Below are 9,709 nucleotides of genomic sequence, written 5' to 3' on the forward strand. Positions count from 1 at the left end.
GCCCGGGATATTCAGGCTCCCTTGTATTTTTTCCTGGTGGCGATGCCGCCGCGGATGTGCCGCTCCGCCTTGTTTTCCTCCAGGACCCGCTTGGCCTGCTCATACAGCGGGCGGTTGAACCCGGGCAGACGTTCCGATAAGTCCTTATGAACCGTTGATTTGCTGATACCGAACTTCCGGGCGGCGCTGCGCACCGTGGCTCTGTTCTCTATGATGTAAAGCGCCAGCTGACAGGCGCGCTCCTCGATATTCCCCTTCAAACAGCAACACTCCCTGCTTGTTTCTGGGGCATATATATGCGCCGGAACCGGAGGATATGAAGTTGAGGCCCATTCACGCCGTTTTTCGGGGAGATTGTAAATCTTGCGTAAATCCCATTGATAACCGCTGGAAAATCGCGTAAACTAAATTGAATAGACTAGTTAATTGCGAGGTGTCAGGGAAATGAAATGCGGGATTGTGGATTTGGGTTCCAATACCATCCGGCTTTCCATCTACCACTGGGAGGGGCGGCAGTTTAAGCTGCTGATGAACAAGAAGGAGATGGCCGGTCTGGCCGGCTATATTAAGGACGGCGTGCTGTCCGACAGAGGCATTCTGGTGGCCTGCCAGGTGCTGTCCGGCTTTAAGGCGCTGCTGGAGAATTTTGATATCCGGGATATTCACGTATTCGCCACCGCTTCCCTGCGGAACATCGTCAACACGGAGGATGCGCTGGATACCATCCGGGCGGTCACCGGCGTGACGGTGGAGGTGGTCTCCGGCTCGGACGAGGCCACACTCTCCTTCCTGGGTGCCACCGTGGGCGGCGGAGCCCCAGACACCGGCCTGCTGGCCGACATTGGCGGCGGCTCCACCGAGCTGGTCGCCTATGAGAAAGGGGGCATCACCTCCGGGTGCAGCCTGCCCATGGGCTCCCTGTCCCTGTTTACCAGGTATGTGACCGGCCTGTTCCCCACCCGGGAGGAGCGCCACGCCATCCGGGACCAGGTGGAGGCTGAACTGGAGCGGGCCAAGACTCAGGGCGTCCGCTGCGCCCATCTCACCGGCGTGGGCGGCACCATCCGGGCGGCGGCCAAGCTGTGCAACGACCTGTCGGGCACCGACCAGAACAACCGCACCATCCCCGCCGAGGAGATCCGGGCCTTGTACAAGGACCTGAAGAAGGGGGACCAGGCCACCCTGCGGCAGATTCTCCGTACGGTCCCCGACCGGGTCCATACCATCCTGCCCGGACTGGCCATTCTCAACGCGGTGCTCAAGAGCTATGAAGTGGAGACAGTGTTGGTGAGCCCCTGCGGCGTGCGGGAGGGCTACCTGCTTCAGCGGGTGATGGGAGTGAACGGACATGAGTAAGACAGTGGACACCCGCTATACCCAGGAACGGGAGCTCTCCTGGCTGCGGTTCAACGAGCGGGTGCTGGAGGAGGCCAGGGACGAGACCGTTCCCCTGTTCGAGCGGCTGAAGTTCGCCGCCATCTTCACCAGCAACCTGGACGAATTCTTCATGATCCGGGTGGGTTCCATCTACGACATGACCCTCTCCAGGCAGGACTATGTGGACAGCCGCAGCGGCCTTACCCCTGCAGAGCAGATTCAGGCCATCTGCAAGGCGGTGCCCGCCCTGTACAAGCAGCGGGACAAGATCGTCTCCCAGCTGGAGAAGCGCCTGCGGGCCTGCAATATCTGCGCCCTGAAGCCGGACGAGCTGGACGGCAAGGAGCGCAAGCAGGCGGAGCGCTGGTTCCGGGACTATGTGCAGCCGGTTCTCTCCCCCATGGTGATGGACAGCCACCACCCCTTTCCCCATCTGCCCTCCAAGAGCCTGAACATCGTCCTCTCCCTCCGCCGGGACGGAGAGCGGAAGTTCGGCCTGGTGTCCATTCCACGGGCTCTGCCCGCCTTCTTCCAGCTGGAGGAGCGGGGCCTGCGGTATCTGCTCACCGAGCAGATTGTCCTGGCCTACGCCGACTTCCTCTTCGACTCCTACCAGATTGAGGAGAAGTACGTCATCTCGGTCACCCGCAACGCGGACATCAGCCCGGAGGATGAGGACTACGACGTCATGGAGGACTTCCGGGAGCACATGCAGAAGGTGCTCAAGAAGCGGGCCCGGCTCGCCCCCGTGCGGCTTGAGGTCCAGGGGCACCCCTCCGAGGAGCTGCTGGGCTACCTGTGCCAGCGGCTGGACCTGCCGCGGGAGCACGTGTTCTTCTCCAAAGCCCCCCTGGCCATGGGGTATGTGTACACCCTGGAGGGCAAGCTGCCCCCGGAGAGCGCCGCCGCCCTGTGCTATACCAAGTACACCCCTCAGTGGCCCGCCGGGCTTAACCGGAACGAGAAGATGATCCCCCAGATCCTCCGGCGGGACGCCCTGCTCTTCTACCCCTACCACTCCATGGACCCCTTTCTCCACCTGGTGAGGGAGGCCGCCAACGACCCCGCTGTCCTGGCCATCAAAATCACCATCTACCGCCTGGCCTCCACGGCCAAGCTGGTGGAGTACCTGGCGGCGGCAGCGGAGAACGGCAAGGACGTCACCGTGCTCATGGAGCTGCGGGCCCGCTTTGACGAGCAGAACAACATCGCCTGGGCCGAGCGGCTGGAGGAGGCGGGCTGCACCATCCTCTACGGCTTTGAGCACTACAAGGTCCACTCCAAGATCTGCCTCATTACCCGGCGGGACAAGGCCCGCATCCAGTACATCACCCAGATCGGAACGGGCAACTACAACGAAAAGACCGCCAAGCTGTACACCGACTTCTGCCTCATGACAGCCAGCCCGGCCATCGGCGCCGACGCAGCCGCCTTCTTCCAGAATATGTCCACCTCCAATCTGGAGGGGGACTACCAACAGCTGCTGGTGGCGCCCCACGGGCTCAAGCCCCAGCTCATGGCCCTCATGGACGGGGAGATTGAAAAGGCCCGGCAGGGCAGGCCCGCCCGCATCTTCATCAAGGTCAACTCGGTCACCGACCGCCACCTCATCGACAAGCTGGCCGAGGCCAGCCAGGCCGGAGTGCCCATCACCATGAACGTCCGGGGTATCTGCTGTCTGCGGCCCGGGGTGCCCGGCCTTACCGACCACATCCGGGTATTCTCCATTGTGGGCCGGTTCCTGGAGCACCCACGCATCTACGCCTTCGGCGTCGGCGAGGAGACTAAGGTCTACATCGGGTCCGCCGACCTGATGACCCGCAACACCCAGCGGCGGGTGGAGATTGCCTGCCCGGTTATCGACCCCGCTGTCCGGCGGCAGATTAAGCACTATGTGGAGCTGTTCTGCGCTGACAATGTAAAGGCCCGCAACCTCTGCGTGGACGGAGCCTATGCCACGGTGCCCCGGCCGGAGGGAGCCCCCGCGCTGGACGCTCAGGCCACCCTGATGGCGGAGGCCCTTCAGGAGGCCACCTCCACTCAGACCGCTCCCGCTCCCCAGGAGCGCCGCCCCGGCCTGCTGGGCCGTCTGCTGGGAAGGCTGAAGGGATAAACAACAAAAAAGCTCCGGCGCGTCTCGCCTCTGAGACGCGCCGGAGTTTTTTTTGTTTGAGTTACACGTTAAACCGGAAGAGGACGATGTCTCCATCCTTCATCACATACTCCTTGCCCTCGGAGCGCACGAGGCCCTTTTCCTTGGCGGCGGCCATGGAGCCGCAGGCCTTCAGGTCCTCAAAAGACACCACCTCGGCGCGGATAAAGCCCCGCTCAAAGTCGGTGTGGATCTTGCCGGCGGCCTGGGGGGCCTTGGTACCCTTTTTAATCGTCCAGGCCCGGCACTCGTCCTCGCCGGCGGTGAGGAAGGAGATGAGGCCCAGCAGGGTGTAGCTGGCCTTGATGAGCCGGTCCAGACCGGACTCAGCGATGCCCAGGTCGTCCAGGAACATCTTCTTCTCGTCGGCGTCCAGCTCGGCGATTTCGGCCTCCAGCTTGGCGCAGACGGGAATCACCTGGGCCCCCTCCTTGGCGGCCAGCTCCTCTACAATCTTGTAATAGGCGTTGCTCTGGCAGTCGGCAAAGCCGTCCTCGTCCAGATTGGCGGCGTAGATGATGGGCTTCAGGCTCAGCAGCTCGGAGGTGGCGATAAGCTCGGCATCGTCCTCGTCGCACGCAAAGGAGCGGGCGGAGTTGCCGTCGTTGAGCCAGTCCTTCAGGGCGGAGAACACCTCCACCTCGTGGAGGTACTTCTTGTCGCCCTTGGCGGCCTTCTGGGCCCGGTCGATGCGCCGCTCCACCATCTCCACGTCGGCCATGATGAGTTCGATGTCAATGACGCCGATGTCGCCGGCGGGGTCTACGGGCACGTTGGTGCTGGTGTCGGCCACCACGTGCATGATGTTCTCATCGTCAAAGCAGCGGACCACGTGGACAATGGCGTCGCACTCACGGATGTTGGCCAGGAACTTGTTGCCCAGGCCCTGACCCTTGGAGGCGCCCTTCACCAGACCAGCGATGTCCACAAACTCCACCACTGCGGGGGTGGTCTTCTTGGGCTGATAGAACGCGGAGAGCCAGTCCAGCCGACTGTCGGGCACGGCCACCACGCCCACGTTGGGGTCGATGGTACAGAAGGGGTAGTTGGCGCTCTCGGCGCCGGCGTTGGTAATGGCGTTAAACAGGGTGCTCTTGCCCACGTTGGGCAGACCCACGATTCCCAGTTTCATCGGTTGAAAACCCTCTTTCGGTATTTTAACCCTAGTATTATATAGTATGACGGGCCAAAAAACAAGCCTTTGGACGGCGGGAAGGACGATTTCAGCGCGCCGGTGGAAATTCCATACGGGATTTCCACCGGCGCGCTGATCTGTGGCACACTATTCCTTTACAAAGTAGCTCCGCAGCACGGCCAGACTCTCTTCCCGCATGACGCCGGCGGTCACCTCCGGCCTGAGATAAGAATTCTCAAAGACAATTTTGCTGCACGCGCTTCCCTTTTCGTGAATCAGCTCACACAGGTCGATATCGCTTGCCCCGTAGACCAGCCGGCCGAGGTTGGTCCAGACCATGGCCCCGCTGCACATGAAGCAGGGCTCGCAGCTGGAGTAGAGGGTATACGCGTGCAGGCCGGTTATGCCGGTCTCCTCACTGAACTTGCGAATCAGCCCCAGTTCAGCGTGATAGGTGAAATCATGGCGGCTGTAAATCTGGTTCTCATTTGTACAGACAATCTGATTGTCCTTGACCAGCACCGCGCCGAAGGGCTCATTTCCGTGCCTGGCCGCCTCCGCCGAAAGCCGGATGGCCTCCTTCATAAATTCTCTGTCCCAATCCATGTGGTCTCCTCCTTGCCGCTGTTCCGGTTGTCTTTTTGAAGTATTATAATACCATGTTCAGGCATTTTTTCAAGCACGGGAACGGCGGGGCGGCATGCCTCAGATGGGCAGCAGGACGGAGGCGATATTGAAGTAGACCACCAGGGAGATGGCGTCCACAATGGTGGTGATAAGGGGGGCCGCCATGATGGCCGGGTCGGCGTGGAACAGCTTGGCAGCCATGGGCAGCACGCCGCCCACGGTCTTGGCCAGCAGTACGGTGACAAAGAGGGCGAGAGACACCGTGAGGGCAATCATCTCGCTGCCGGGATAGGTGATGATGAGCCGGACAAAGTTGACCGTGCTGAGGATCACGCCCACCATCATGCTGACCAGCAGCTCCTTCCAGAACACCTTCATAAAGTCCTTGAGCTGGATCTCGCCCACGGCCATGCCCCGGATGATGAGGGTGCTGCTCTGGCTGCCGGCGTTTCCGCCGGTATCGGTGAGCATGGGGATAAAGGTGACCAGCAGGGGCATGGCGGAAAAGGCGGCCTCGTACCGGCCCAGAATGCCGCCGGTGATCATGCCCGAGATCATCAGCACCAGCAGCCACATGATGCGGTGCCTGGCCAGGGTGAAGGCGCTGGTCTTGAGGTAGGGCTTCTCCGAGGGGGCCATGGCGGCCATTTTCTCAAAGTCCTCGGTGGCCTCCTCCTCCATGACGTCCATGCCGTCATCCACGGTGACAATGCCCACCAGCCGGTTCTCCGTGTCCACCACGGGCATGGAGATGAAGTCGTACTTCATCATCCGGCCCACCGCAGCCTCCTGGTCCTCGGTGGTCTCGGCGGTGATGACGTCGGTCTCCATCAGGTCCTCCACCCGCTGTTCGTCCCGGGCGATGAGCAGCTCCCGCACGGTGATGACGCCCTCCAGATGGCGGGCGTTGTCCGTGACGTAGCAGGTGTAGATGCTCTCCGAGTCCTCACCGGTGCGGCGGATGTGGGCAATGGCCTCGGCCACCGTCATGGACTTCTTCAGATCCATGAACTCGGCGGTCATAATGCTGCCAACCGAGTTCTCCGGGTAGTTGAGAAACTGATTGATAAGCCTGCGGGTCTCGGGGCGGGCGTTCTTCAGCACCCGCTTGACCACATTGGCGGGCAGCTCCTCCAGCATGTCCACCGCGTCGTCCACATAGAGCTCCTCCACAATGGCGGACAGCTCCTGATCCGTGGCGGCGCCCAGAATGGCCTCCTGGTTCTCGGGGGACAGGTTGGAGAACACCTCCGCCGCCAGCTCCTTGGGCAGGGTGCGGAACACCACCGTGGCCTGCTCGGTGGTCAGCTCCTCCATGAACTCGGCGATGTCCACCTCGTTTTCCTCGGCCAGAATGGCCTGAAGGGCGTGGTAATCCCGGCGCTCCAGCAGGGCGCGGAGCACCTCAAAATGATTCTTCTTTTCCATCGGATATTCCTCCTGTTTGATGAGATGACAGCGAGGAAGTCACCAAATGGACAAAGCCGCAGCAGGACCGCCGGACAATCCGTCCAGCCGCCCTCTGCGGCGATACTCAAAAGGGGCTCCGATCAGGAAGAGGGGCACAGGCGGACAGCGCCGGCCCGGACCCGCAAATGAATATCACTGCCCATTTTCGTACTTCGGCCGCATTGGTCCACCTGATTTTCCTCCTTTTTCCTATTATTTGACTGGGAATTTCCAGACGCCCCATGAGGATAGCATACCCTGCCCGCAAAATCAACCCCTGTTTGTCCATTTTCGGCTATTTTTAGCGAATATGCACGATTTATTTCCTTGACGCCTTAATGGCTTACAAAATCTCGTCCACAAGCGCCCGCACTCCTGTTTTCAATTGGTTTTGAACTTCCGCTTTCCTGTGCATCGGACAGAGAAAAATGATCGCGCTCCCTACTTGTCAAGAAGGGGCGGAGCGTGTAGAATCGTAGGGCAGTGCGTCAAATTTTCCAGGAGGTGTTCCCATGCGGCTGCTGCGTCCGTCCGGCGACATTACCCAGGGTGCTATTTGGAAGCATCTGCTGGCCTTTTTCGTTCCCCTCTGGTTTGGTACCTTCTTTCAGCAGCTCTACAACACGGTGGACACCCTGGTGGTGGGCCGCTTCGTGGGCAAGGTGGCGCTGGCCGCCGTGGGCTCCACAGGCGCCCTGGTCAACCTGACGGTGGGCATCTTCACCGGCCTGGCCAGCGGTGCGGTGGTGGCCATTGCCCAGCACTACGGCGCCCGCCGGTGGGAGGACCTGCGCAAGGGCGTCCACACCGCCATGCTCCTCTCCCTGCTCATCGGCGCTTTCTTCATGGTGGCGGGCTTCTTCCTTACCCCTTGGGCCCTCAGGGCGCTGGGGACCAGGGCGGACGCGTTTCCCGGCGCGGAGCTCTATCTGAAGATCTACTTCCTGGGCATGATCCCCAACGTGGTGTACAACATGGGCACCGGCGTGCTCCGGGCTGTGGGCGACTTCCGGCGGCCCCTCTACTTTCTCATCGCCGCGTCGGTCTGCAACATTGTACTGGACCTGGTGCTGGTGCTGTGCTTCCGTCTGGACGTGGCGGGCGTGGCCATCGCCACGGTGTGCTCCCAGGTGCTCTCCGCCGTACTGGTGGTGGTCTCCCTGATGCGGTCGGAGACGGCGCCCTACCGCTTCTTCCCCAGGCAGATGCGGCTCTACGCCGAACCGATCCACAGTATTCTGGTCATCGGCGTACCCACTGCTCTCCAGTCGGTCATGTACAGCGCCTCCAATCTGTTCATCCAGGCTGCCATCAACTCCTTCAGCACCGACGCCGTGGCCGCCTGGACCGCCTACGGCAAGCTGGATGTGTTCTTCTGGATGACCATCACCGCCATGTCCCAGTCCCTCACCACCTTTGCCGGCCAGAACTACGGCGCCGGGCAGTATGAGCGGCTCAAGCAGGGTGTGCGGGTCTCCACGGCCATGATGGCGGGCTTTACCCTGGCCATCAGCGCGGCCATGTTCCTTCTGGCCCGGCCTCTGGTGGCCTTCTTCTGCCCGGATGACGACGTGCTGGCAATTGGAATTGAGCTGGTGCGGTTCCTGGTGCCCACCTATATCACCTATATCCTGATTGAGCTGCTCACCGGCGCCATCCGGGGCGCGGGCAAGTCCCTGATACCCATGGTCATCTCGGTGCTGGGCGTGTGCGTGCTCCGCCTGGCCTGGCTCTTCTTTGTGGTGCCTGTTCACCACACCCTGCTGATGGTGGCCGCCAGTTACCCCATCACCTGGACCATCACCTCGGCGGCCATCTGGATTTACTACCGATTCGGCCACTGGCTGGAGCCCAGGGAAAAGACAGTGCAGAAGGCATAAAAAACGCCGCCCGTGCCTCTCCTCAGGCACGGGCGGCGTTTTATCTCTCATGTGACGGATACAATCAGTAGGACACGCCCCAGTAGATCATGTGCTTGGCGGGCCTGCCGCAGACGGGGCACACGTCGCCCAGGTGCTCCTGCTCCAGGGGCATGCACCGGGAGGTGACGCCGGCCTCCTCCTTCATGCGGATCTCACAGGCCTCGTCGCCGCACCACATGGTCTTGGCGAAGCCGCCCCGCTCCTTCATCTTCTCCCGGACCTCCTCCAGGCTGGAGCAGGCGTAGGTGTTGTCCTCCAGGTTCTTCTTGGCCCGCTGGTACAGGCCGTCGTGGATGGCGTCCAGCATGGCGGCCACGGTCTCCTCAATGCCGTCCAGGGAGACAAAGCGCTTCTCGCCGCTGTCCCGGCGGACCAGGACGCACTGGTTCTTTTCCATGTCCTTAGGGCCCAGCTCCAGGCGCAGGGGCACGCCCTTCATCTCGTACTCGGCAAACTTCCAGCCGGCGGACTGGTCGGAGTCATCCATCTTCACCCGGAAGCCGGCCTTGATGAGCCGGTCCATAACGGCCCGGTTGGCGTCCAGAACGCCCTCCTTGTGCTGGGCCACGGGGATGATGATGACCTGGATGGGGGCGATGCGGGGGGGCAGCACCAGGCCGTTGTTGTCGCCGTGGGTCATAATGATGCCGCCGATCATGCGGGTGGACACGCCCCAGGAGGTCTGGTGGGGGTGGTGGAGCTGGTTGTCCTTACCGGTGAAGGTGATGTCAAAGGCCTTGGCGAAGCCGTCGCCGAAGTAGTGGCTGGTGCCGGCCTGGAGGGCCTTCTTGTCGTGCATCATGCACTCCACAGTGTAGGTCTCCTCGGCGCCGTTGAACTTCTCCTTGTCGGTCTTGCGGCCCTTGACCACGGGCATGGCCAGCACGTTCTCCAGGAAGTCGGCGTAGATGTTGAGCATCTGCCGGGTCTCCTCCCGGGCCTCCTCCTCGGTGGCGTGCATGGTGTGGCCCTCCTGCCACAGGAACTCCCGGTGGCGCAGGAAGGGGCGGGAGGTCTTCTCCCACCGCAGCACGGAGCACCACTGGT

The 9,709-nt window shown here is 61.8% G+C and carries 8 protein-coding genes; 3 read left to right on the top strand and 5 right to left on the bottom strand.

Annotation, left to right across the window (positions count from 1 at the left end):
* Positions 1-11: 11 nt before the first annotated feature.
* Complete coding sequence (gene spoIIID / locus QZY67_RS06755; protein WP_295369270.1) at positions 12-260, bottom strand: sporulation transcriptional regulator SpoIIID; 249 nt, start codon at positions 258-260, stop codon at positions 12-14.
* A 184-nt stretch (positions 261-444) separates the two neighbouring features.
* Here spoIIID and QZY67_RS06760 point away from each other — a divergent pair, with 184 nt between their 5' ends.
* Both QZY67_RS06760 and ppk1 read left to right on the top strand, forming a co-directional pair.
* Positions 445-1,356: a phosphatase gene (locus tag QZY67_RS06760; protein WP_295369271.1), complete on the top strand. Its 912-nt coding sequence runs from the start codon at positions 445-447 to the stop codon at positions 1,354-1,356.
* A complete protein-coding gene (gene ppk1, locus QZY67_RS06765; RefSeq protein WP_295369273.1) occupies positions 1,349-3,490 on the top strand; it encodes a polyphosphate kinase 1 in 2,142 nt (713 codons plus the stop codon). The genes QZY67_RS06760 and ppk1 overlap by 8 nt, the downstream gene beginning before the upstream one ends.
* Positions 3,491-3,551: 61 nt before the next feature.
* Here the strand turns inward: ppk1 and ychF are convergent, their stop codons facing one another.
* From ychF to mgtE, 3 genes are all read right to left on the bottom strand, one after another.
* Positions 3,552-4,661 (bottom strand): redox-regulated ATPase YchF, encoded by a 1,110-nt coding sequence (gene ychF, locus QZY67_RS06770; protein WP_294536947.1) that lies wholly within the window; start codon positions 4,659-4,661, stop codon positions 3,552-3,554.
* Positions 4,662-4,811: 150 nt separating this feature from the next.
* Positions 4,812-5,270 (bottom strand): nucleoside deaminase, encoded by a 459-nt coding sequence (locus QZY67_RS06775; RefSeq protein ID WP_295369275.1) that lies wholly within the window; start codon positions 5,268-5,270, stop codon positions 4,812-4,814.
* Between the two features lie 99 nt (positions 5,271-5,369).
* Positions 5,370-6,719, bottom strand: coding sequence for a magnesium transporter (gene mgtE / locus QZY67_RS06780; protein ID WP_295369277.1), 1,350 nt, complete (start codon positions 6,717-6,719; stop codon positions 5,370-5,372).
* Positions 6,720-7,252: 533 nt separating this feature from the next.
* Here mgtE and QZY67_RS06785 point away from each other — a divergent pair.
* Positions 7,253-8,620 carry an MATE family efflux transporter gene (locus QZY67_RS06785; RefSeq protein WP_295369280.1) on the top strand — a complete coding sequence of 456 codons (1,368 nt, stop codon included), beginning with the start codon at positions 7,253-7,255 and terminating at the stop codon, positions 8,618-8,620.
* Positions 8,621-8,684: 64 nt separating this feature from the next.
* Here QZY67_RS06785 and QZY67_RS06790 read toward each other — a convergent pair.
* Positions 8,685-9,709: His/Gly/Thr/Pro-type tRNA ligase C-terminal domain-containing protein (locus QZY67_RS06790; RefSeq protein ID WP_295369286.1), on the bottom strand; the 1,025-nt coding region annotated here is incomplete at its 5' end.

Origin of the sequence: uncultured Pseudoflavonifractor sp., from assembly GCA_904419835.1 — a bacterium.
In the GTDB taxonomy this organism is placed as follows: Bacteria; Bacillota; Clostridia; order Oscillospirales; family Oscillospiraceae; genus Pseudoflavonifractor.

Bases quoted from the DNA above. Each gene is read 5' to 3' on its own strand.
- QZY67_RS06760 (WP_295369271.1), top strand. From the start codon at position 445: ATGAAATGCGGGATTGTGGATTTGGGTTCCAATACCATCCGGCTTTCC.
- ppk1 (WP_295369273.1), top strand. From the start codon at position 1,349: ATGAGTAAGACAGTGGACACCCGCTATACCCAGGAACGGGAGCTCTCC.
- ychF (WP_294536947.1), bottom strand. From the start codon at position 4,661: ATGAAACTGGGAATCGTGGGTCTGCCCAACGTGGGCAAGAGCACCCTG.
- QZY67_RS06775 (WP_295369275.1), bottom strand. From the start codon at position 5,270: ATGGATTGGGACAGAGAATTTATGAAGGAGGCCATCCGGCTTTCGGCG.
- mgtE (WP_295369277.1), bottom strand. From the start codon at position 6,719: ATGGAAAAGAAGAATCATTTTGAGGTGCTCCGCGCCCTGCTGGAGCGC.
- QZY67_RS06785 (WP_295369280.1), top strand. From the start codon at position 7,253: ATGCGGCTGCTGCGTCCGTCCGGCGACATTACCCAGGGTGCTATTTGG.